At 47.5% G+C, this 22,227-nt stretch carries 17 protein-coding genes; 11 read left to right on the forward strand and 6 right to left on the reverse strand.

Annotated elements, in window-relative coordinates:
* Window positions 1-24 precede the first annotated feature (24 nt).
* Entirely contained in the window at window positions 25-2,064 is a 2,040-nt protein-coding gene (locus QUB14_RS01545; protein ID WP_333214407.1) for an abortive infection protein, read from the forward strand.
* Window positions 2,065-2,239: 175 nt separating this feature from the next.
* On the opposite strand, the gene QUB14_RS01550 is transcribed toward QUB14_RS01545, so the two are convergent.
* From QUB14_RS01550 to QUB14_RS01565, 4 genes are all read right to left on the reverse strand, one after another.
* Window positions 2,240-3,439 carry a DUF4335 domain-containing protein gene (locus QUB14_RS01550; protein ID WP_333214409.1) on the reverse strand — a complete coding sequence of 400 codons (1,200 nt, stop codon included), beginning with the start codon at window positions 3,437-3,439 and terminating at the stop codon, window positions 2,240-2,242.
* Between the two features lie 3 nt (window positions 3,440-3,442).
* A complete protein-coding gene (locus QUB14_RS01555) occupies window positions 3,443-4,069 on the reverse strand; it encodes a DUF3038 domain-containing protein (protein WP_333214411.1) in 627 nt (208 codons plus the stop codon).
* 279 nt (window positions 4,070-4,348) lie between these two features.
* The gene (locus tag QUB14_RS01560; protein WP_333214413.1) at window positions 4,349-4,855 is read right to left on the reverse strand and encodes a hypothetical protein; all 507 of its coding nucleotides are present in this window, start codon (window positions 4,853-4,855) and stop codon (window positions 4,349-4,351) included.
* A 134-nt stretch (window positions 4,856-4,989) separates the two neighbouring features.
* On the reverse strand, window positions 4,990-7,194 hold the full coding sequence (locus QUB14_RS01565) for a cation:proton antiporter domain-containing protein (protein WP_333214415.1): 2,205 nt from the start codon (window positions 7,192-7,194) through the stop codon (window positions 4,990-4,992).
* A 435-nt stretch (window positions 7,195-7,629) separates the two neighbouring features.
* Here QUB14_RS01565 and rpsB point away from each other — a divergent pair, with 435 nt between their 5' ends.
* From rpsB to QUB14_RS01600, 7 genes are all read left to right on the forward strand, one after another.
* Window positions 7,630-8,460, forward strand: a complete 831-nt coding sequence (rpsB, locus tag QUB14_RS01570; RefSeq protein WP_006635115.1) for a 30S ribosomal protein S2 — start codon at window positions 7,630-7,632, stop codon at window positions 8,458-8,460.
* Window positions 8,461-8,782: 322 nt separating this feature from the next.
* A complete protein-coding gene (tsf, locus tag QUB14_RS01575) occupies window positions 8,783-9,442 on the forward strand; it encodes a translation elongation factor Ts (protein ID WP_190658473.1) in 660 nt (219 codons plus the stop codon).
* Window positions 9,443-9,645: 203 nt separating this feature from the next.
* Window positions 9,646-10,581, forward strand: a complete 936-nt coding sequence (locus QUB14_RS01580; protein WP_190658471.1) for a hypothetical protein — start codon at window positions 9,646-9,648, stop codon at window positions 10,579-10,581.
* On the forward strand, window positions 10,571-10,771 hold the full coding sequence (locus tag QUB14_RS01585; RefSeq protein WP_333214418.1) for a hypothetical protein: 201 nt from the start codon (window positions 10,571-10,573) through the stop codon (window positions 10,769-10,771). Before QUB14_RS01580 ends, QUB14_RS01585 begins: the two co-directional genes overlap by 11 nt.
* An 85-nt stretch (window positions 10,772-10,856) precedes the next feature.
* On the forward strand, window positions 10,857-13,370 hold the full coding sequence (recG, locus tag QUB14_RS01590) for an ATP-dependent DNA helicase RecG (protein WP_333214420.1): 2,514 nt from the start codon (window positions 10,857-10,859) through the stop codon (window positions 13,368-13,370).
* Between the two features lie 554 nt (window positions 13,371-13,924).
* Window positions 13,925-16,012, forward strand: a complete 2,088-nt coding sequence (fusA, locus tag QUB14_RS01595) for an elongation factor G (protein WP_333214422.1) — start codon at window positions 13,925-13,927, stop codon at window positions 16,010-16,012.
* A 301-nt stretch (window positions 16,013-16,313) separates the two neighbouring features.
* Window positions 16,314-16,958 (forward strand): Uma2 family endonuclease, encoded by a 645-nt coding sequence (locus tag QUB14_RS01600; RefSeq protein WP_333214424.1) that lies wholly within the window; start codon window positions 16,314-16,316, stop codon window positions 16,956-16,958.
* Between the two features lie 164 nt (window positions 16,959-17,122).
* Here the strand turns inward: QUB14_RS01600 and QUB14_RS01605 are convergent, their stop codons facing one another.
* Entirely contained in the window at window positions 17,123-18,505 is a 1,383-nt protein-coding gene (locus QUB14_RS01605) for a UDP-N-acetylmuramoyl-tripeptide--D-alanyl-D-alanine ligase (protein WP_333214426.1), read from the reverse strand.
* Between the two features lie 408 nt (window positions 18,506-18,913).
* Between QUB14_RS01605 and QUB14_RS01610 the strand changes: the two genes are divergently transcribed.
* Both QUB14_RS01610 and QUB14_RS01615 read left to right on the forward strand, forming a co-directional pair.
* Window positions 18,914-20,194, forward strand: a complete 1,281-nt coding sequence (locus QUB14_RS01610) for a hypothetical protein (RefSeq protein ID WP_333214428.1) — start codon at window positions 18,914-18,916, stop codon at window positions 20,192-20,194.
* A 287-nt stretch (window positions 20,195-20,481) separates the two neighbouring features.
* Window positions 20,482-20,814, forward strand: coding sequence for an RNA recognition motif domain-containing protein (locus QUB14_RS01615; protein ID WP_006635107.1), 333 nt, complete (start codon window positions 20,482-20,484; stop codon window positions 20,812-20,814).
* Window positions 20,815-21,053: 239 nt separating this feature from the next.
* On the opposite strand, the gene clpS is transcribed toward QUB14_RS01615, so the two are convergent.
* Window positions 21,054-21,335: an ATP-dependent Clp protease adapter ClpS gene (gene clpS, locus QUB14_RS01620; protein ID WP_190658451.1), complete on the reverse strand. Its 282-nt coding sequence runs from the start codon at window positions 21,333-21,335 to the stop codon at window positions 21,054-21,056.
* Window positions 21,336-21,623: 288 nt separating this feature from the next.
* On the opposite strand from clpS, the gene QUB14_RS01625 reads away from it, so the two are divergent.
* A complete protein-coding gene (locus tag QUB14_RS01625) occupies window positions 21,624-22,220 on the forward strand; it encodes a DUF3172 domain-containing protein (protein WP_333214430.1) in 597 nt (198 codons plus the stop codon).
* Window positions 22,221-22,227: the final 7 nt, after the last annotated feature.

The raw sequence follows: 22,227 nt of genomic DNA on the forward strand, positions 1-22,227 counted from the left end.
TTGATCGGGTCAACAATTTTTTTAGTGTCAGGTCAGTCTTTAAACCAATTCATTTTGACCCTGGGGCTGATTATTTTAGCTGTTGTTTTTGGTTTAACAGCATTTATTTTTATTCGCCTTTTTCTCAATTGGTTGCATGGAAAATTGGAAAACACTCGCCTTTTTTTTAGACGTTCGTTTAAAAAAAATACTGGCTCTTTAACCGCTAATATTCCACAACCTGAAAAGGTTTTTTTAGAACCCCGATTCGTAGAAAGTGACGGCAATTTAACGGCTACTATTTTTGGAGGCAAAAGCGATATTTCAGAAGCGCTTGAGCCGGAGATAATCTGTGAAAATCCAGCAGCAGTTGCCTACCTCTACAAGCCGATCGCTCTTTGGCACGGGCGCTTAATTTTGCCGTCAAAGGAAGAACGCCAGCCCTACGGTTCAGTGTATTTTGAAGTGATAAATGCACCCAAAAAATATCAATATTTCATTGGCAAAACAGCCTTTTTGAAATGGAGTACAAATCGCCAAGTACAGTTTTTTGTCCACGCAGTAACCCAAGATCTCAAATTCACAAAACAGGCTAAAAATAGTAAAAAATCTGGCAATATCCATCCAGATAGATTGAACGGCTGGCGAAATGTCAGCCCTTTAGAAACTCTAGCAGGCAGCAGACTCGAAGACAGCGTGACTGTGATGCTACGCAGGCCGGTGATTGCAATTAATTATAGCAGCAGCGATCGCCAGGAACTCACGATCGATCGCGAACCAGTACAAATTATCGGACGTTTCTGCGCCTTAGTATCAATTTTACAGCGAAAAGAACCCGACAGCGACAAATTTATTGTCCGGCATTTCAACAAAACATCTCAACAATTTGACGGCGCCGCCGAAATTATTCGGATTCCCCAAGTACCACCCGACAAAAATGGCGTAGCGAGGTCTACCAATCACCTGATCGACCAATCCCCCTTAAATCCAGACGGCTGGTACATTTACGGCGAAAGAGACGAAGACAGTATATTTGTAGTGCACGCAATCGAACCCCGCAAAATTGCCCAATTAACACCAGATGAAACACATTTCGGCCTCAAAAAATCTCTCGCTTATTTAAACTACAAAAATTGGGAAAATACACCAGCCCAAAAAGGGCAAGCAAAAAGAGTATTGTTAACCCCAAATGAGGCTACAGAAAACGATTCAATCTCTCCTTGGCAAGAAGGAGATATCGGGATAGTGATTCACAGTTTCGGCGGTATCGGCGGCAAAAAAGGCGAACGGCCACCGCTGGGGATTGTCACCGGACATTTTGCTTTGGGAGTAGCAAAAGTAGTGCGCGATCGCTTTACCAGCGAACTGCGTTTTGACATAGAATACAAACAAGTTTACGCCCATAATCCCGACGGAATTGTTGCCGGTTCCAGCAAATGGCAAAGCTACATGGGAGACTTGCAGCGCGGCTGGTTGGGCGATCGCCCGGTTTGCGATATCATCTGTAAATTAGATTGCGTGTGTTGCGACTACGATTTTGACGGCATCACCTTGTCGCCTTTAACCGAATTAAACCAGCAACTAGATATCATGATGGCCCGTTACCGCAGCGGAGACGGCACCGGCGCAAGTTTAGTCACCCCAGCAACTTCTTGCGTCCAAGATTCAAGTCAGGCAATTTACGCCACAATTAAAAAAATTACTTCCGAAATAGAGTCAAATCCTCAGATTCAAGACTGGTTGAAAACACATCCCACCGACGCACAAACCCAAAGGTTTCACCAGTTAGTAGCTTTAGGAGAGAGTTTAGAAAAAGTATTAATGCCCCTCGGCATTGTCCGTCCAGATTGGCGGAAAAATGCAAGATTGGCGGGGATTGATGCGGAACTGAAAAAAACCTTTTTTGTCGGTATAGTGAACCTGATAAAAGCTGCTATTAGTTACCGAACAATGCTGCCCAGGCGCACCCAAGATGAAATAGCCAAAATTTTCTTAAAACAGGGAGCATTTTTGTGGATAATTCGCACAAATCAAGTTGGAGGGTTTGACCCAAACATTGAGCCAATCGCACCAACAGGGCTTTGAATCAGCAATCGGTTTGTAGATGATTCGGCCATTGAAATCGCTACTAGAAAAACAAAGCCTGCCTCCGCAGACTAAGAGATTGAGGGAGCATTTAAGCGGGATTTGGTATCAGTCAACAGTCAACAGTCAACCGTTAACAGTCAACAGTTAACCGTTAACAGTCAACAATCAACCATTACCAAGGAGTGACTTGAACAGTGCCATCTGGTGCCCAAACTACGCGGAAATCAGCCAGCGGTTCCGCAGGTGGCCTGGTGCCAACCGGTTTGTAAAGCAACTCCGACAACGGCGTTTCGGATCTCTCGACTGCTGCCGAATTTTCCGGCTTGTAACCGACAATCGCCCCGTCTTGGGCCACACTCACGCGATAAACCAACTCCGCATCCGGAGGCTGATTCTTCACAGCTCCGTCAATTTGCTGGGAAAGTTTGCCCCTCAACAGCTCAATTTCTCCTGAATCGGTAATTGGCACGGCTGCTGCCTCAGGGCTTGCCAAACCTTCAGCAACAGGACTGGGCGTGCTTTCCGGCGAAGTGTTCGACTGCGGTGTGGCGCTAGGTGAATCGTCCGACTGCGGTGTGGGGCTTGGTGAAGCGTCCGACTGCGGCGCGGGACTCGGAGTCGGCGAAATCGATTCAGCGTTCGGAGTTTGAGTCCCAGGCACCAAACCGTCCGCAGGGGGCGTGGGATTGGGATTAGGCGAACCCGATCCGCCCGGATTCGGCGTCCCTTGATTCTGGCCCGCTGGATTGGGCTGTGGCACCGGATCTCTCTGGCGCTGGACTTCCGGCACCGGCACCAAGAAAAACGCCATCGCAGCCAAAGCCAAACTCGACACCCCCACGACAGCAGGCAAACTCCGCTTCGCCAAAGGTTCGGCCGACTTGACGTAACGCTTGGAAATTGGGGTTAATTGCAGCGACAATTCCGGCAGCGTCTGCGTGTCGGCAAAAAACTGATCGATCGCCTCTACCAAGTCAAATAGCTGTACCGTCGTCAAATCAACTTTTGCCGACAGTTCTGTTTTTTGATCGATTGGGGTTGGGCTGCCTGTGGAGGCGGGTAGAACGGTCAATCGGTGCAAATTCCCGTCAATTCTGTGTAACTGCACCATACCCACATTCGGGCCGTAGCGATCGGGATAATGCACTCCGCTCATAAATTCTTGAGCGTAGCTGCTGACGGCCCTCACCAAGCTTTCAAAAAACTCCCGCCCCCCCGTCAGGGGCTCGCCGAGACCTTTCACATAGCATTCAGCGCTCATTAGTATGGAAAGCACCGGCCGTATATCTAACTGGCTGGCTGCCGATCCATCGCTCAACCCTTCTAGAACTAGGGTGCAATTTGGCAGACTGTACTGACGCCTAATAGTCATTTTTTATTCAACTTCTCCATCAAACAGGCTAACCCAGAAGCGCTGCATTCCGGCTGTGCCTGTACAAAATAGCAGTTTGCTCAACAAGTTCAAAGCTAGTTCGTTGAGCTTGTCGTCGGAATCGTAAGCTGCAACTACCGATCGCTTGGGGTTCATGCGCGATCGAAAGTGTGCTCGAAAGCGTTCTAAATACTCGGCCAGTGCCAGGTTCTGGTTGAGGGGGATATTTCTCGATCGCAACTGCTGCGAGTCTAGCAGCAACTGGCGAATTGTGGCGGTTAACTTACGCGCCATATTGCAGGCGATCGCCACCAGCGCTTTTGCCTCCACCATGGTAAGCGAGCGGCGCTGCGTGTAGCGTCTCAGCGGGTTAGTATTACGCATCAGCCAAAGGGCAACCCGATTTTTGATAATTGATTCCAATTCCAGTTCCTTTGACACGGCCAGCATTTCTTCGGCACCTCCGAGATACAAGGCTTCGATCGCCAGCAACATCAAGTCAATTTGTAATCTGGCTCGGCGGGGACATCCCCCATCGGAAGGCGACAAGTCTGGCAAACTGTCTAAAATTAACGGGTTTGACTGGGTAAGCGAAGTTTCTGACGGCATTAATATCACGGCAACATCCATTCCAAACAAACTATACGGGCACGGGGGGTCTTGAGCAAGACAAATTCTCAACCAAGAACTTCTCTGGGATACTTTATTTTTATCATTGACTTTTAGGCATATTTTCTAATTTAGCAGCAACCGACCGTCACAGGCGAGCTCCAGCGGGAGTTTGATCTGCCACTCCCCACCCACGTCGCCGGAGCTTTGTGATTCCTTGCTTCGTTAGGGGAGAAGGGGAGAGTCGAAAAGCGACAAATAATTACCCATTTCCCATTTCTTATTCTCTATTGGGATCAATCAATGTTCCTGCTTCTGGGGTTGCACCGCCGCTTCTCTTTGAGCCGTAAAATCAGTAGCCGCCGCCTTATCAGTTAGACTAATTTTTCCTTTGAGGCTTTCTTGCTCCACAATTCCACGCATTTTAACAGAACTGTTTTGACCGGTTGCTGTGGAGTCGCTGCAACCAGCTAAATTAGCAACCGCACCCGACAAGTTCAATCCTTGAGTTTCCCACTTACCAAATAGAGAAGGTTTCTCCTCGGCTGTTTTTTCCCTGCCCTCGCTGCTCCCCGATCGCAAATTACCGCTCAAATAAACACCCGATTGCTCGATTGTCAACACCAAAACATCAGATTCCAGACATTCGGGCAAACTTTTAGGATCGAAGCGATAATTTCCTGCAATTGCCGGAGGAGCCTTTAAATTTGCTTCCCCATAAGCAGTTACTACTTTAAACAGCAGTGCAACTGAGCCGATCGCAACCCCGTAAAATGCCAGCGATTTGAGGCTTAAATGATTCATCATCTTGGTAATTAATAATTGGGAATTGGGAATTGGGAATTGGGAATTGGGCCTTGGGAATTGGGCATTGGTACTAACTAACAAATAACCAATAACCAATAACTAATAACAACTGCCAACAGTCAACAGTCAACTGACTACATTTGAGGAAGTACCGATGCCAAGTGCGATCGCACTTTAACGTAACACCGCGCAATCAGCAGCGAAGAATGACACTGCACAGCCAATTCATCAGTATACTGTCCCAAAGTTTGGCGCTCAATTCCCCACTCCCGACTCGTACCCGCAATAGTCAAATCAGCATTAGCAGAAGCCGCAACCAGTGCTTGAATTGGCTCAGCCGCCTCCACAATCGGAGTTTCAATGCGCGATCGCACCTCAACTGGTAACTGATCCATCACCCGCTGAAACTCGTAACTCAGCTCATTTCCAGATTCCCCGTCAACCGCCACCCGCAGCACCGTCAAACGGCGTTCCTCGCTATTAACTAACAGTCTCAGCGCCAATTCTAACCCCAAATCATCGTGAATGTTTGCCGCGTAAGGTACTAACAAGTTATTCAATTTGTCCCGGCCTCTGTCAACAAAAATTGCTACATCCACCTTTGCGTTGCTGAGAATTTGACCGACACGTCCTCCCAAACGGTTGCTGGTAAAAGTAGGCCTGTGCCATCCTACTAAAATCAAATCTGCGCGATCTATTTCCGCAATTTGCGCCGTTTCCCGGGCTACATCATTAGTAACGCGAATGATGGGATGTACGAATTTTCTCGCCTCGGGCAGTTCCAAGCTATCAATCAACTCTGATAATTTCGAGCGACGCTCTTGAATAATGCGATCGGCTTCCACAGGCGTACTTTCAAAGGCATAGTCATCATTTAATTCTATCAAACTCAGAGGATGAACCGCCGCCGACTTTAAATCATCACCGCCCATACCAGCAGCAGGCTGCGCCAGCGCTACTGCTAGTCGCAGTAAACCTTTCTGCGTGCTGGGATTGGCAACAGGTACTAAAATTCGATAAGTGGGCAGCAATTTGTTAGCAGCTTCTTCGCTGCTGTCACCAATTTGTAAATCTTCTAATTCTGAATCCTCAGAGTTAACTTCTGAAATATCTAATCTAATTAACCGTTTTGGATAAGTCCACTCCAACAGCGGCGAAGTCATAAAAGTTGTCACTAAAGCCATGATAACTAACATCGTAAATAGCAGCGGCGAAACTACACCTAGGGAAAGACCGATATTCAGGACAATTAGTTCAGTCAAACCGCGAGTATTCATCAGCCATCCCAGCGCTGAAGATTCGCGGTTGCTGATGCCACAGACTCGGGCCGCCACGTAAGTGCCGACGTATTTGCCGACAATTGCTACTCCTAAAACTGCGGCGCACAGCAGCCACAATTCGGGGCTGTTGAGCAAGCCGATTTGAGTCCGCAAGCCGCTGTAAGCAAAAAAGATTGGCAGCAGAAATATTAGTACAAAGTCTTCGGTTTTTTCGGCTAATTCTCTGGTTAATCCCGCATTTTTAGGCATGGCAGCACCCAGCAAAAAGGCACCGAAAATTAAATGAATGCCGATCAATTCAGTAATTAAGGCAGAAGCTACAACTCCCATGTAAATTCCCGACAGCACTAACTGTGTTAATCTACCCGTGCGGTTGTAGTGTTTGGAAAGCCGCTGCAAGAACCAGCGGACTACAGTCAGCATGAAACCGATGTAAATTAAAGATGCAATAATTGTCGGCAAAGCACCGAGCATGGAATTAGTACGAGTAACTGCGATCGCCACCGCTAACAAACACCAAGCCGTTACGTCATCTACCGCAGCGCAAGTCAAGGCCAGCGTCCCCAATTTGGTATTCTGCAAATTGTGTTCTGTAATAATTCTTGCCAGTACCGGAAAGGCCGTAATAGACATCGCAGCGCCCAAAAACAAAGCAAAGGCGGTAAAGGAAACGCTATTATTTGAAACTATGGGATACAGCAGCAGCGCTAGCAAGCTTCCCAGGGAAAACGGCACTAGAATGCTGACGTGGGAAGTTAAAATCGCTATATCTAAATTGCTTTTGAGATACTTGGGATTCAGTTCCAAACCAATCAAAAACATGAAAAATATTAGCCCCACCTCAGATAGCACGTTGAGGAATGGAACGGCTTCGGCTGGAAAAAGTGCTGTTGCTAAATCTGGTGCAACTAAGCCAAACAGAGAAGGCCCAAGCATAATTCCTGCTACAATTTCTCCAATGACTTGAGGTTGTTTGATCGCTCGAAATCCTAAACCTACAAGTCTCGAAAGTGCGATGACAATTAGAACTTCAAGCAGGACGAGAATGGGTATGGGCATGGCGTTTTTAGCTTGGGGATTTTTGCGGATCGAGAGGGCAGTGTACTAAAGCTGACTGAATTGCCGATCGAAAAAAATCGATACCAGCTCGATCGAAGGTAGAAGGCACAAGAGGCGCACCAACAACGCCATTCTCTCACAAGCCAACAAAGGCTTTGGCAACCTCCCATCTGGATTTTTCGTTTTTAAGAAGCGCTTGCAACTAACTTTAACCGCAGCCTGCACACCCCGCACCCAACCCGCGCCCTCAATCTCACCTCCGGGTGTCAAGCCAACCCTACGGATATCAAATTTTCAGAAAAAGTAGCGCGCGCTGTGATAAACTAGAAAAGTTGTTTAAATTCGCACATCCGGGTTTTCGGGTGTTTCGAGGGCGCAAACCTTCAGAAATACGACCGGGTGGAGGATTAACCCGAATCAGGAGTTAAAAATACAATGCCAGTAGTCAGTTTGGCTCAAATGTTAGAGTCAGGGGTTCACTTCGGACACCAAACCCGTCGGTGGAACCCGAAAATGTCTCCATACATTTTTACAGAGCGCAACGGGGTTCACATCATCGACCTCGTGCAAACCGCTCAGCTTATGGAAGACGCCTACGAGTACATGAGAGTTGCCTCAGAAAAAGGCAAAAAGTTTTTGTTCGTGGGTACGAAGCGCCAAGCTGCAGGGATTGTAGCCCAAGAAGCTCAACGCTGCGGTGCTTATTACGTCAACCAGCGCTGGCTGGGGGGAATGCTCACCAACTGGACGACGATTAAGTCCCGCGTGGAGCGCCTCAAGGATTTGGAGCGCCGCGAGGAAATCGGCGCCCTCGATTTGCTGCCGAAAAAAGAAGCTTCGGTACTGCGCCGAGAAATGGCAAAACTCCAGAAATATCTGGGCGGGATTAAATCTATGCGGAAGATTCCCGACGGAGTGGTGCTGGTAGACCAACGCCGCGAGTATAATGCGGTGTTGGAATGCCAAAAGTTGGGAATTCCGATCGTCTCTCTGTTGGATACCAACTGCGACCCGGATTTGGTTGACATTGCGATTCCGGCGAATGACGATGCTATTCGATCGATCAAGCTGATTGTCGGCAAGTTGGCTGATGCCATCTACGAAGGTCGTCACGGTCAGCAGGGCGGTGACTCTGAGGAAGACTACGACTACGAAGGTGGCTACGAAGGCGCGGAATATGATGTCGAAATCGAAGAATTGGATGACCCCGATTATGTAGATCCCGACGACGCCGCTGACGCTGACGGCGAAGAAACCGAGAGCTAGTATTGCCCTCGGAATCTGACACCAGGCAATTAAAAATTAAAGATTGAAAATTAAAAATAATTATTATTTTTAGTTGGATATTTTTAATTTTTAATTGTACATAGCACGAGTCTAAGTCATTAGTAGAGTTCTGGCAAAAGCATTCATTGTGTCAGGGCCCGAATTAATTCTGGCGCTACACCTACAAAGTCGGTACTAAAATCGACTGGGTATTTCTTCACTCTGGTCTAATCATTAACATTAAAATTAGTGACTAATGACTGATGACTAATGACTGATGACTAATGACTAATAACTAATTTTGATTGGGAACTTAAAGAAGATGGCGGACATATCTGCAAAACTTGTTAAAGAACTGCGCGAAAAAACTGGCGCGGGCATGATGGACTGCAAAAAAGCCCTCGTTGAAAACGAAGGCAATATGGAAACATCCATTGAGTGGCTGCGGAAAAAAGGTCTGGCTTCGGCAGGTAAAAAAGGTGGACGAGTCGCCTCAGAAGGACTTGTAGGCAGCTACATTCACACCGGCGGCCGCGTGGGAGTGCTGGTGGAAGTTAACTGCGAAACAGATTTTGTGGCACGTCGCGAAGAATTCCAAAAGTTGGTGCGGGATATTGCGATGCAAATTGCAGCTTGCCCGAATGTGGAATACGTGAAAGTTGAAGATATCCCCGCCGAAGTTGTCGAAAGAGAAAAGGCAATTGAAATGGGCAAAGATGACTTGGGCAACAAGCCGGAAAACATCAAAGAAAAGATTGTTCAAGGGCGGATTGAGAAGCGCATGAAAGAGTTATCTTTAATGGATCAGCCTTTTATTAAAGATCAGAATATCTCGGTGGAAGAGTTGGTGAAACAAACGATCGCCCAAATTGGAGAAAATGTCCAAGTGCGCCGCTTCGTGCGTTTTGTCTTGGGCGAAGGCATTGAAAAGGTAGAAGCTAACTTTGCCGATGAAGTGGCAGCCCAAATGGGTGCTCAATAATCCCAAATTAAGATTAAAAATTAAAAATTAAAAATGTGAAAAATCAATTTTTTGCATTTTTAATTTTTAATTTTTACAGGACGTATGGACAGACTATATTTGTAGGAGGTAGACTGCAAACCTTGCTACTACAGACAGATAGCGTAAAAATTGTAATACTTTAAAACTTGCGTAAGTCCTATTTTTAATTTTATACGAGAGATATGGTGCGACCAAAAGAGCGAATAGAGCAAGATTTGGCAGGACTCGAAGAGGCTTTAGCAGCCTTGACTTTGGAGTTTCGCAGTACCTACGAAGGTTATTTAACTGCGTTGGGACAAGCGGTGCGGCAGCAGTTAATTTTGGCTTGCTATCACCTTTGCACTCAAGCAGTACCGGAGTCGTTTCTCAAATTGTCCTTCGAGGGGAGGCAAAAAATGCAGCAGTCTGTAAGGGCTTTGGCTGCGGCGTCGGAGGAAAAATTGCGATCGCTGGTGACTGAATCAGAAGCCGAGAAAGAGGAAGAGGAAGAGGAAGAGGAAGAGGAAGAGGAAGAGGAAGACGACTTCGACAAAGACGAAGAGGAAGAAGAGGAAGACGAAGAAGACGAAAAGGAAGAAGACCAAAAGGAAAAAAACCAAGTTTCCGCGATTAACTATCTATTTTCATTGGCAAATTATCAATTGCCAAGTGCCAATTCCCCAGAAAGTTTGGCACGCTGGCAAAATATTATTGAAAAGTCGATCGTCCATATACTCAAGCTGCTTTCTCGCGACACCAACCGCTTGCTGCAACAGTCGGGAATCTTGCCGAGTCAATTGCCAGAACCGGTTCTAGAAGCTGCTTCTGGTGCTGAATCCTCCGGCGATAGTGTTGCCGGGCCGCCTAACTTATTAAACTTAATCATTGAAACTGATGCCTCATCAGCATCGCAAAAATTGGCAGAAACCTTGGGTAGTAGGGCGCTGCACATTACAGCGATTAAACTGCGGCTGTCGGAAATAGAGTTTGCCGATGCGGGAACCTCGGCTTGGCGCCAGCAAATTCGTAACCTGTCTGTAAAGTTGAACTCCCTGGGCCGCGATTACCAGAAAAAGCAGCGGGAACTCGCTGTGGTGGAGGCTGAGTCGGCTTGGCGATCGAGTTGGTTTGAAGATTGATCGGACGTTGAAGGAAGAAGGAAGAGGGAAGAAGGAAGAAGGAAGAGGGAAGAAGGAAGAAGGAAGAGGGAAGAAGGAAGAAGGAAGAGGGAAGAAGGAAAAACGTAAAACTTTTAGGCTATTGGGAAACCCGGTTTCTTTAAGAAAGCGGGTTTCTCGGTGTTATACTTTTTTGGTGGAAGCTTCTTAAAAGAAAAAGTTAAAATTTAAAAAGTTAAAATTTAAAAAGTTAAAATCTAAAATCTAAAATCTAAAATCTAAAATCTAAAATTGATATGACTATCGATCGACCCGAATGGCAGCGATTGCAAAAAGCTCTTTCAGTAGAAGCCGATCGCGGATTTAACGACATCCAAGGCAGTCAATACCGCTTCAGCGAGTTTCTGGGCATGAGTTTGAGACAGTTGGCAGGTTCGGTGGCGGCTTCTTCGCGCGATCGAGCTAGACACCTAGCCGCTGAATTTGACACCTACCCTCAGAAAGATCTCGAACAGCGCCAACATTCGATCGCCATTACGGTCAGTTTTTTGAGGCAAATGGAGCAAGTTTGGGAACAAGAAACTCGCCACCAGCAAGAACAAGCAGCACAAGTCAGACCCGCAAACGCTAACGCTTCTGAACCAACCGCCCCAGCAGTTTCCGTTCCCCGAACAGTACCCCTGAGTACAGCACCCCCACCGCCCAGCCTGACTCTCGACCAACAGTTAACCCGCGTCACCGGCATCGGCCCCGCCAACGGCAACCGCTTGGCAAAACTGGGTTTATACACTGTATATGACTTGCTTTACTACTATCCCCGCAACCACATCGACTATGCAAAGCAAGTACAAATTCGCGAGCTAGTAGCCGGGGAAACTGTCACTTTAATCGCTGAAGTAAAGCGCTGCAATTGCTTTTCTAGTCCGAAAAATAAGAAGTTAACCATATTAGAAGTAATTTTAAAAGACCGCACCGGAGAAATAAAAATTAGTCGTTTTTTTGCAGGCCCTCGCTACAGCAATCGCGGTTGGCAAGAATTCAAGAAGCGCGAGTATTGTACAGGTGCGGTGCTAGCAGCTTCTGGGTTGGTGAAGCAGGGTAAATATGGAATTACTTTAGAAAATCCTGAGTTAGAAGTATTAGACGACTCCGGCGGTGCGATCGAATCGATGAAAGTCGGTCGCCTGATACCAGTTTATCCGCTGACGGAGGGGGTCGATGCTGGTTCGGTGAGGCGATCGATTTTGGCTGCAATGCCGGCGGCAAAAATGTTGCCAGAATCCCTACCGGAAGATTTGCGCGAGCGTTACGGTTTAATGGGTTTAGCCGATGCCGTAACTAATATTCACTTTCCGCTCGATCGAGATTGTTTGGCCGCCGCCCGCCGCCGCTTAGTCTTTGACGAATTTTTCTACCTGCAATTAGGACTTTTAAAGCGCCGCCAAACCCAAAGGAAAGCTCAAGCTAGTGCAGTCATCCTTCCTACTGGCAAATTGATCGAACATTTTTATGAAATCTTGCCTTTTGCCTTGACTAATGCTCAGGAAAGAGTAATTAACGACATCCTCAACGATTTAGCTTCGTCGCAACCGATGAACAGATTAGTTCAAGGCGATGTGGGCGCCGGCAAAACCGTAGTCGCCGTCGTGGCAATGCTAGCAGCAATTCAATCCGGCTATCAAGCCGCTTTAATGGCACCGACAGAAGTTTTAGCAGAACAGCACTATCGCAAATTGGTAGGTTGGTTTAACTTGATGCACTTGTCTGTGGAACTGTTAACTGGTTCCACAAAAATAGCCAAGCGCCGGGAAATTCACAACCAATTAGAAACCGGAGAATTGCCTGTTTTAGTGGGAACTCACGCGCTGATTCAAGATACAGTTAATTTCCATAAATTGGGCTTGGCGGTAATTGATGAACAGCACAGATTCGGCGTGCAGCAGCGTGCTAAATTGCAGCAAAAAGGCGAAGCCCCTCACGTTTTGACAATGACTGCAACTCCCATTCCCCGGACGCTGGCGCTGACGCTGCACGGGGATTTAGATGTGAGTCAGATTGATGAACTTCCCCCCGGTAGGCAGGCAATTCAAACCACTGTACTGTCTGCAAAAGAACGCATTCAAGCTTACGATTTGATTCGGCGGGAAGTGGCTAGCGGGCGTCAAGTTTATGTGGTGCTGCCGCTAGTGGAGGAGTCGGAAAAGTTGGACGTGCGATCGGCAATTGAGGAAAAAGAGAAACTTGAAAAAAGTGTATTTCCTGAGTTTAAGGTGGGTTTGCTCCACGGTAGGATGAGCAGTGCCGACAAAGATGAAGCAATTACTAAGTTTCGAGACAAAGAAACTGATATTTTAGTATCTACTACTGTGGTCGAGGTGGGAGTAGACGTGCCGAATGCCACGGTAATGCTAATTGAAAATTCTGAGCGTTTTGGACTTTCGCAACTGCACCAGTTGCGGGGTCGAGTCGGTCGGGGCAGCAACCGTTCTTATTGTTTGTTAATGCCCGGTTCCAAAACGGCGGAAGCCATGCAGAGAATGAAGGTTTTAGAACAATCTCAAGATGGCTTTTTTATTGCGGAAATGGACATGAGATTGCGCGGGCCTGGTCAGGTTTTGGGAACTAGGCAGTCTGGTTTGCCGGATTTTGCTTTGGCGAGTTTGGTGGAGGATCAGGAGGTTTTGGAGTTGGCGAGGGCGGCGGCTCAAATGGTAATTGAGAATGATGAAAGTTTGAATCAGTGGCCGGTGGTGCGGGATGAATTGGAGCGGAGATATCAGCGGATGATGAGCGGGTCGATTTTGACTTAGATAGTTTTGGACGCAGCAACGGGGTTTTTAATAATATTTTGTAGTGGCGGGTTAAGCAAAGATATATCAAAGCCGCCAGTTTATTGCTGCACTCACCCGTCCTCCTCCCCATAGGGCGGTTTATTTGCAGCTACTTATTTAATGTCACTAATGTCAGAAACCGGTTTTGTTCCCCTAAACTCACGTAAAACCCTAGGTTTTTTGTCAGGAAACGCGGTTTATACTTTTTTGCTGAGACTGCTGCCAAATATCAGCTCGATCGAAACGTCAAAAACACGAGTTTGTTAGAAACGAGTGCCTCAACCCAAACTACTTTAGGAGAGGATTTTGGCCTTAATCTACGCTATTTTTATGAGGAGCCAGGCTTGGGGTAGTTATTCCACCAAGAATCCTTCGCAGGATTGACGAAGAAGTGTCAAAATTAAGATAGTTCTGCCAGAAACAGGGGAAAGGAAATCTAGCCTGTACTGGCGCCTAAGGCAACATTGATTCCTCGCTGGTTACGCTTGCAGGTGGTCGCCGACGGTTCGTCGCATTTAATCTCAACAGTAATTATGAAAGATCTCACTCGTTATCGAAATATCGGCATCTTCGCCCACGTAGATGCTGGCAAGACCACCACAACAGAAAGAATCCTGAAGCTGACAGGTAAAATCCACAAAATTGGTGAAGTTCACGAAGGCGCGGCGACTACTGACTTCATGGAACAGGAGCAAGAGCGCGGTATTACGATTCAGTCCGCTGCTACCACCTGCTTCTGGAACGAGCATCAACTCAACATCATTGATACTCCGGGACACGTCGATTTTACGATCGAGGTTTACCGTTCTTTGAAGGTTCTCGATGGTGGCATTGGTGTGTTCTGCGGTTCGGGTGGAGTTGAACCGCAATCTGAAACCAACTGGCGCTACGCTAACGATTCCAAAGTCGCTCGCGTCATCTACATCAATAAGCTCGATCGCACCGGTGCAGATTTTTACCGCGTTGTCAAGCAAGTTGATAAAATCCTCGGAGCTAAACCGATGGTGATGGTATTGCCGATCGGCATAGAAGAAAAGTTTTGCGGCGTAGTCGATTTGCTGACCCGCAAAGCCTGGATCTGGGATGACTCGGGCGATCCGATGAACTATACAATTAAAGATGTCCCCGCCGATATGGTCGATGATGTCGAAACTTGGCGCGAAAAGTTGATCGAACTGGCCGTCGAGCAAGACGACACTGTGATGGAACAGTATCTCGAAGGCAACGAGCCGAGCCTCGAAGACCTCAAGCGCTGCATTCGCAAAGGTACTCGCGATCGGGCATTTTTCCCCACATACTGCGGCTCATCGTTTAAAAACAAAGGCGTGCAGTTGGTTCTCGATGCCGTAGTTGACTACCTGCCAAACCCGATGGAAGTCACACCGCAGCCAGAAGTCGATCTCGAGGGCGAGGAAACCGGCGAGTTTGCGATAGTCGATCCCAACAGGCCACTGCGGGCACTCGCGTTTAAGATCATGGACGATCGCTACGGTGCTCTAACATTCACTCGCCTGTACTCCGGTACTCTGTCCAAGGGCGACACCATACTCAACACCGCCACGGGCAAAACCGAGCGCGTCAGCCGTTTGGTGGAGATGCACGCCAACTCTCGCGAAGAAATTGAATCCGCGCAAGCAGGAGACATTGTGGCGATCGTCGGTATGAAAAACGTCCGCACCGGACACACCATCTGCGACCCCAAAAATCCCGCCACCCTAGAGCCGATGGTATTCCCAGATCCCGTTATTTCGATTTCGGTCAAACCGAAACAAAAAGGCGGCGAAGAAAAAATGGGAGCAGCCCTCACCAAGATGGTGCAAGAAGATCCATCCTTCCACATGGTGACGGATCAAGAAAGCGGCGAAACGATTCTCAAGGGGATGGGCGAGTTACACCTCGACATCAAAGTAGACATTCTCAAGCGCACCCACGGCATCGAAGTAGAAGTCGGCGAACCACAGGTAGCCTACCGCGAGTCGATTACCAAGCGCCTCGAAGACGAATACACCCACAAAAAGCAATCAGGTGGTTCCGGTCAATTTGCCAAAATCGGCTATGTGATCGAGCCTGGTGAGGTTGGAAGCGGCTTCCAGTTTGAGTCAAAAGTGACCGGTGGTAGCGTGCCGAGAGAATATTGGCCAGCGGTCGAAAAAGGCTTTGAAAGCTGCATCGACAAAGGCGTCTTGGCCGGATTCCCCTGCCTAGACTTGAAATTCACGCTTCTAGAAGGCGGTTTCCACCCCGTTGACTCGTCAGCAATGGCCTTTGAAATTGCTGCCAAAGCGGCTTATCGGCAGTCTTTGCCGAAAGCGGGGCCTCAGTTGCTCGAACCGATTATGAATGTCGATGTATTCACACCAGATGATTACATGGGCGACGTGATCGGCGACCTCAACCGCCGCCGGGGGATGATGAAATCTCAGGAGACAGGACAAACAGGAGCGCGGATCAAGGCAGATGTACCGTTGAGCGAAATGTTTGGTTACATTAGCGATTTGCGTACTATGACCTCTGGGCGCGGACAGTTCTCAATGTCCTTCTCGCACTATGCTCCTTGTCCGAATAACATCGCTGAAGAAGTGATTAAGGCGGCAAAAGAGCGTCAAGCCGCCGCGAAGTAATGTATTGACTGCGACGAATAGATTCGTCGCAGTCAATCACCAACGTTAAAAACTAGGTAAATCTAGTTTTTAACGTTGGTCAATAGAAGTATCCCAATTTTATTTTCGCAGGAGTGCTCGCTGTGAGAACTCGCTAGGGATATACAACCTAGCCAACGTCCCGCTCGCACTCCTCACAAATGCTTTTTACTATCCAAAAGAGATGCTCCCTTCAAAAGTCTCTCTAAAAGGGCGATCGCGCATCAATCAATATAATGTTTCCTAATATACAATCAATAATTTAAAACCCAGGCAGGTAGCCATGACAGCCACCCTGATCCCGAGTCAAAGTAGCGGAATTCTCCTGAAAAACATTAGCTGGAAAACTTACGAATCCCTGCTGAATGAGTTAGCCGAACAGGGAGGAATTCGCCTGACTTACGATCGCGGAAACTTAGAAATTATGACTCCATCAGCACCCCACGAAAAGTACAAAAAAATCTTGGGACGTTTTGTAGAAAGCGTGAGTGATGAATTGAATGTTGAAATTTGCAGTTTGGGTTCTCTAACTTGCAGGCGGGAGGATTTGGCTCGCGGTTTGGAACCGGATCAGTGCTACTATATCGAAAATGAGGATGTGGTTTGGGATAAAGAACAAATCGATCTCAATCAAGATCCGCCGCCAGATTTAGTTGTGGAAATTGACGTAACTAGCAGTTCCATCGATCGACTTTCTTTATATGCAAGTTTAGGCGTACCGGAAGTTTGGCGCTACGACGGAAATCGTTTAATAATTTATCAGTTGGAAGCACAGGAATATAGAGAAAGAGATGTGTCTCCGACTTTTCCTTTTTTGTCGCAAGTTGAGATGCTGCGCTTTTTGGAATTGAGGAGAACTACAAAAGAAAATGCTTTAATTCGCTTGTTCCGGGAGTGGGTGAGGAGTCAAATTCAGTCAGGGGAGTGAAGCAGGGCGATTCCCTTCGGAATAGCTCCGCTTCAGGCACTTTGGAGATAATATCATATCGTGTAAAACATGAGTTTGTAGCGAGGAGTTCACTCCGAGCGAGTTTTAGGAAGACTTTAGTCCTCACTACGAACTTAATTATAATTATTGACCCGGACAGGATATTATTCGCCAGCCAAATCAGCGCGAAACTTCTCCACAGCTCGATTTAACTCCACCGAATGAGAAGCCTTAAATAAAATACGATCGCCCGGTGTGACAAACTCCATTAAATGCCTTGCTAAATCTTCGCGGGAATTCTCCCTCGCAATATCTTCTACCTCCACAAAAGGCAAACCCGCCGCACCAGCCGCCATCGCCGCCGCTTCCTCAAAATCAGCAAAAACAAACAAAGCATCCAGATGCAAATCTCGCGCGGCCCTTCCCACTTGTCGGTGAAATTCGATCGCCCTATCGCCCAATTCCTTCATCGTTCCCAACACCGCAATCCGGCGCTTTCCGGGAGTATCTGCTAACAGTCTCAGGGCTGCCAACATCGACTCCAAACCAGCATTGTAAGTCTCATCCAGAATCACAATGTCCTGCGGCAAATCGTAGCGGCGCGCCCGTCCCTCCGGTAACTGCACAGACAAACCTTGCTTTAAAACTTCCCAATCAATACCTAAAACTTTTCCTACCGCTAAAGCGGCCAAATAATTTACAGCATTGTGGCGTCCCGGCAGTGGCAGGGGGAATTCCACACCTTCTACTAACATTGTATCATGATTGAGGAATTCCCCACATAAATCCCCGCCTTCTAAACCGTAAGTAAAAGTTTTTCCCTGCCAAACTTTAGCTGCTGTTGCGATTAATCTGTCACCATCGTGATTTAGAATAGCAATGCTATCTGTAGGCATTTCGGCTAAAAGTTCGCACTTAGCTTGGGCGATCGCCTCTTCCGATCCCAAGCGTCCGATATGTGCCGTTCCTACATTAGTAATTACCGCAACAGTAGGACTAGCAATTTGCGACAGCAGCGCAATTTCGCCACTCCCGCGCATTCCCATTTCAATTACAGCATAATTGTGGGAAGGTGAAAGCTCCAGCAGAGTTTTTGGTACGCCAATTTCATTGTTATAGTTATATTGAGTTTTAAGAACATTTCCCTTCGTTGACAAAACCGCCGCAATTAACTCTTTAACAGTAGTTTTACCTACAGAACCAGTAACAGCAACTACAGGTATACTGAATTGGTCGCGCCACCAACGGGCGATCGACTGATAAGCTTTTAAAGTATCGTCAACGTGCAACAGCGGAAAATTAGGCACTTCCTCTTGCCACTCTCGATCGACAATCGCTGCAATTGCCCCCAAATCCCGGGCTTTTGCCACAAATTGATGGCCGTCAAAATTGTCTCCCCGCAGCGCCAAAAATATTTCGCCCCCCTTAAGAGTGCGCGTATCGGTGGCAATACCTGTCCCTAAAGCTGTCAAAATGCCCTCAGACACAGCAGGCAAAGGTACAGTTAAAATTTCAGCAATTTGGGCGATACTTACGCGACAAACCATAACTAGCACTCACATTTCAAATAATTATTTTCATAGCTAATCCTACCTCGCCCGACCTCACATTTAACTGATTGGGGGCTGCCGACCAGGATTGACCTTGACAATCCTAATATTAAATCGTCAGGCAACCAAGAAATTCTCCCGTACCCCTCACAATCTTTACCAATACTTTACAAAGTCTATGGTGATTTAAGGCCTTGCTAATTACCAACAATTCATGTCATGCTGGTGTTGGTAATTAGTTTAACTAAGCAAAAAATATCGATCTGCTGTAGCTGCTGGCAGATTCTACCCATAAGCCTCATCCGGCGAGCAGCTCGGTTGACTCAATTATTGGGATTCATTGGCCAATTCATTAAGCTAAGAGCGCTGAAAGCTCCTGCCCTAGCCTCGGAGGGTTAATCCACAGTGAACGACTACAATAGACAGAGTTACGAAGAAGAACAGCTACTTTACAACCACTGGCTGGAGTTGGTACAACGAGAGCAGCCGGCAGAACTGATCGGCCGCTTTCGCACTTTGTTTATCGAGGGCGTCGGATATCCCGATCGCTCGATCGCCGACGCACTCGAAAAAATAGCACGCTCAGCACACGCTCAACAAGAATTCAAATACATCCTCAACCGCTGCTGCCACATCCTGATCAACCGCTGGCAAACTTACCCCAGCAAGCAAGCCGCCATCCCTGAATTGATAGCTGTGTTTGAAGAAGCGCCCAAAATATTATTTGGATACAATCGATCGGGGGGGCGAGGCTCCATCCCCAAATTAGTAAATCAATTTATCGAAAGCGAACAGTACCTCACCCTCAAACGCTTAGCCAAAGTCATAACTCACAGCAATGAAGATAGCAGCAACAGCAAAACCCCTGCTAGCCTTGCCCTCGGAACCTTAATTCCCCGTTACCCTTACCTCTACAAACACTGCCTCCTCAGCGACGACAGCACCTACGAACAACAAAAAATCATTAAAAAAATCCAAGCTCAAAAGCAGCAGCAATTTGAGATCAACCTCTCACAATATGTTGCTCACCAAGTGAGAAAAGCTCAAATAGCGCGTCGGGAAACCTCCATTTCCTTCGGCCGAAATATACAGCCTATAAAAAATCCGACCCTGTTGACCGACCCGGAACTATTCTTTGCCCTCAAGCAATTTGTCGGCAAAGTAGAAGGAGCCGATACCTACAGAGAGCTAGCGGGCCGTTTCACGGCGAACGCCAGCACACATCAGTCCTACCGTTCCTTTAAAGACGACTTGTACGAATACCTGATTTCTTCTGTCACCGATGAGCGCTACGGCAAACGTCTCTTTAACGAAAAATTGTATAAGCAACTACAAAATACCCTGCCCCACAGCGACGATCAAAAGTTTAATGAATTTTTAATGATCAGAACTTGCAGCCAGTTATTGAACTTTTTAGTAGTAGAGAGTCCTGTGCGGCCCAACCACTTTGTCTTCATCGACCTGATCTCAAACCTCGGGCCGACCCAAACCACTGGTTTGCTGCTGAAAATCGTACTAATTTGCGGCAAAGTCAAGCCCTACCTAGAAAAGCGGCTGGCAATTTTGTTCGGTCACTACGAATGCAGTACCCGAGAAGGCGTGGTGTGGTTAGTCAAAGCCCTGGAAAACGTAAACCTAGCTTTGAGTACCAACTTTGGCAAGGTGGATGTATCTTTCCTGCGGTGAAAGCGGGCGGCATAACTTTCTCTGCTTCCACAGCAGGCAAAACATCACACCGATAAACCAGGTTTATGAATACCCTAAAAGTTTTACGTTTAATTAGAACGACTTAATTAACTGCTGAAACCTACTCAAAAGACGCTATTCTATGTTAAAGTACCAAGTGTGAATCAGATTCAGTTGCAGGCTTTGTTCATTGCTACAGAATTGTCTAAAAACTTGCCCTTCTGTATCGGCAGGGGACTCTCCGAAACTGAAATCTTCGCACTGTCTAAATTTTGGAGTTATTCCTCATGTCGATATACGTCGGTAACTTATCCTACCAAGTTACCCAAGAAGACATCACCACCGTCTTCGCCGAATACGGAACCGTTAAGCGAGTACATCTACCTACCGACAGAGAAACCAGTCGCCCCCGCGGCTTCGGTTTTGTAGAAATGTCCACAGATGCAGAAGAAGATGCAGCCATTAGTGCTCTCGACGGAGCAGAGTGGATGGGTCGCGACCTCAAAGTTAACAAAGCTAAGCCCCGCGAAGATGAAGGCGGCCGGGGTGGCGGCAACCGGGGCGGCGGCGGTCCTGGAAAATTTGCTCGCGGAGGAGGAGGCGGAGGAGGACGTTATTAATTTCCTCTTTAGTTTCTTCGGATAAAGATTTGAGATTGGAGAGTTGAAAGTGGCGATCGAGCTCACCTAGCTCGGAACCACTTCCGGCCGTTCCGAAAAACCTATGCTCTTCAAATTTCCATATCTACCGGATTAAATATACCAAAAAGCCAAGGGCCGAACCCTTGGCTTTTTGGTATGAGGGTTGACGGTATGAGCCGGAAACCAACTGGGCGAATCCGTTGCAGTACCGTCAGGTTCTAATCGTCAGGTTCGATGGTGCTGCTCAATCCGTGGTTATTGAGCGTTTCAGCGTAAAACTCAGCGTGTTCGAGAGCGCAAACAATCACCAATCCCATCCCGTTAGTATGGGCTTCCATCATCACATTTACCGCCTGTGGCTGAGTCAGACTCGGTACCGTAGCCATCAAAGTCTGCACCACGTACTCCATAGGATTGAAATCATCATTGTGCAGCAGAACGCGGTAGCGCGGTGCAAGCTTGCGGACTGTGGAAGGCTTTTGAATAATTTCGACAGACACTAATCTATACCTCCTGACTTGTAAAATGTTAAAATTTGTCAACAATCTTGAGCCGGATTCCTCCGCTGTGCAAGAGTATGTCACTTTCAGCTATTTTATTGAAATCTGAAAATTCAGACAAGGCAGCCCCTGGGTCGATCGCGAGTTGTGAACGGCACCACCAAACCCAGAGGGGGCGTCCTGGGCCCTCCGCAACCACCTTCCTAGCGCCATAATATTAGAAAGGCGATATCGGTTAAAAATAACAAACTACTACCTGTTGAGTCTCCAGAACTGAGGGAACCTTATATGAAACGCAAACCTAAATCCTACAACGACGACAGATTCAGCGGCGACCCATCCCGGGGAGAGGAAGACTCCGGCTCATTTGGCGGACAGTCGCGGCGTCAACCTCAGTCCGGTAAACCCTCTTTCCTCAATTCTGCCACCCTAGGGATTTTAACAGCCGTCTTTATTCTGGGAATTGGGATTGGCATTGCCTTTAGCTCTACAGCTACAATTAGTCCTGAGAACGTAGCCTCCCGTGAATTTATCGATCGCAGCGCCCCGAACCCAGAACTTTGCGTGCAGTTTGGAGCAAGCGCGATGGTGACAGATATGCGCCTCTACGTCACCCTCAACCCCTTCAACGTCTACATTTCGCAGCCGAGTATGCGCCCCGGATGCGTCCTGCGAACCAATAACTGGGCAATTCTGGAACAAAGAAAACTCATCAGCCAAGACCAAGTGCGGGATTGCAAAAATCGCATGAACACCTTTGGGTTCACCGGCCCGCTGGAAGCTCAACCCGAAATTAACTGTATCTACCAAAACGACGGCGCTAAAAACCTGTTCCTCAACCAACCGGGTTCGATAGCTCCAACCACGGAAGGTCAAAATTTCTAAATCGCCG

This window comes from Microcoleus sp. B3-D2 (genome assembly GCF_036705345.1).
Classification (GTDB): domain Bacteria; phylum Cyanobacteriota; class Cyanobacteriia; order Cyanobacteriales; family Microcoleaceae; genus Microcoleus.

Coding starts and splice junctions, on each gene's coding strand:
- QUB14_RS01550 (WP_333214409.1), bottom strand. CDS start 3,439: ATGACTATTAGGCGTCAGTACAGTCTGCCAAATTGCACCCTAGTTCTA.
- QUB14_RS01555 (WP_333214411.1), bottom strand. CDS start 4,069: ATGGATGTTGCCGTGATATTAATGCCGTCAGAAACTTCGCTTACCCAG.
- QUB14_RS01560 (WP_333214413.1), bottom strand. CDS start 4,855: ATGATGAATCATTTAAGCCTCAAATCGCTGGCATTTTACGGGGTTGCG.
- QUB14_RS01565 (WP_333214415.1), bottom strand. CDS start 7,194: ATGCCCATACCCATTCTCGTCCTGCTTGAAGTTCTAATTGTCATCGCA.
- rpsB (WP_006635115.1), top strand. CDS start 7,630: ATGCCAGTAGTCAGTTTGGCTCAAATGTTAGAGTCAGGGGTTCACTTC.
- tsf (WP_190658473.1), top strand. CDS start 8,783: ATGGCGGACATATCTGCAAAACTTGTTAAAGAACTGCGCGAAAAAACT.
- QUB14_RS01580 (WP_190658471.1), top strand. CDS start 9,646: ATGGTGCGACCAAAAGAGCGAATAGAGCAAGATTTGGCAGGACTCGAA.
- recG (WP_333214420.1), top strand. CDS start 10,857: ATGACTATCGATCGACCCGAATGGCAGCGATTGCAAAAAGCTCTTTCA.
- fusA (WP_333214422.1), top strand. CDS start 13,925: ATGAAAGATCTCACTCGTTATCGAAATATCGGCATCTTCGCCCACGTA.
- QUB14_RS01600 (WP_333214424.1), top strand. CDS start 16,314: ATGACAGCCACCCTGATCCCGAGTCAAAGTAGCGGAATTCTCCTGAAA.
- QUB14_RS01605 (WP_333214426.1), bottom strand. CDS start 18,505: ATGGTTTGTCGCGTAAGTATCGCCCAAATTGCTGAAATTTTAACTGTA.
- QUB14_RS01615 (WP_006635107.1), top strand. CDS start 20,482: ATGTCGATATACGTCGGTAACTTATCCTACCAAGTTACCCAAGAAGAC.
- QUB14_RS01625 (WP_333214430.1), top strand. CDS start 21,624: ATGAAACGCAAACCTAAATCCTACAACGACGACAGATTCAGCGGCGAC.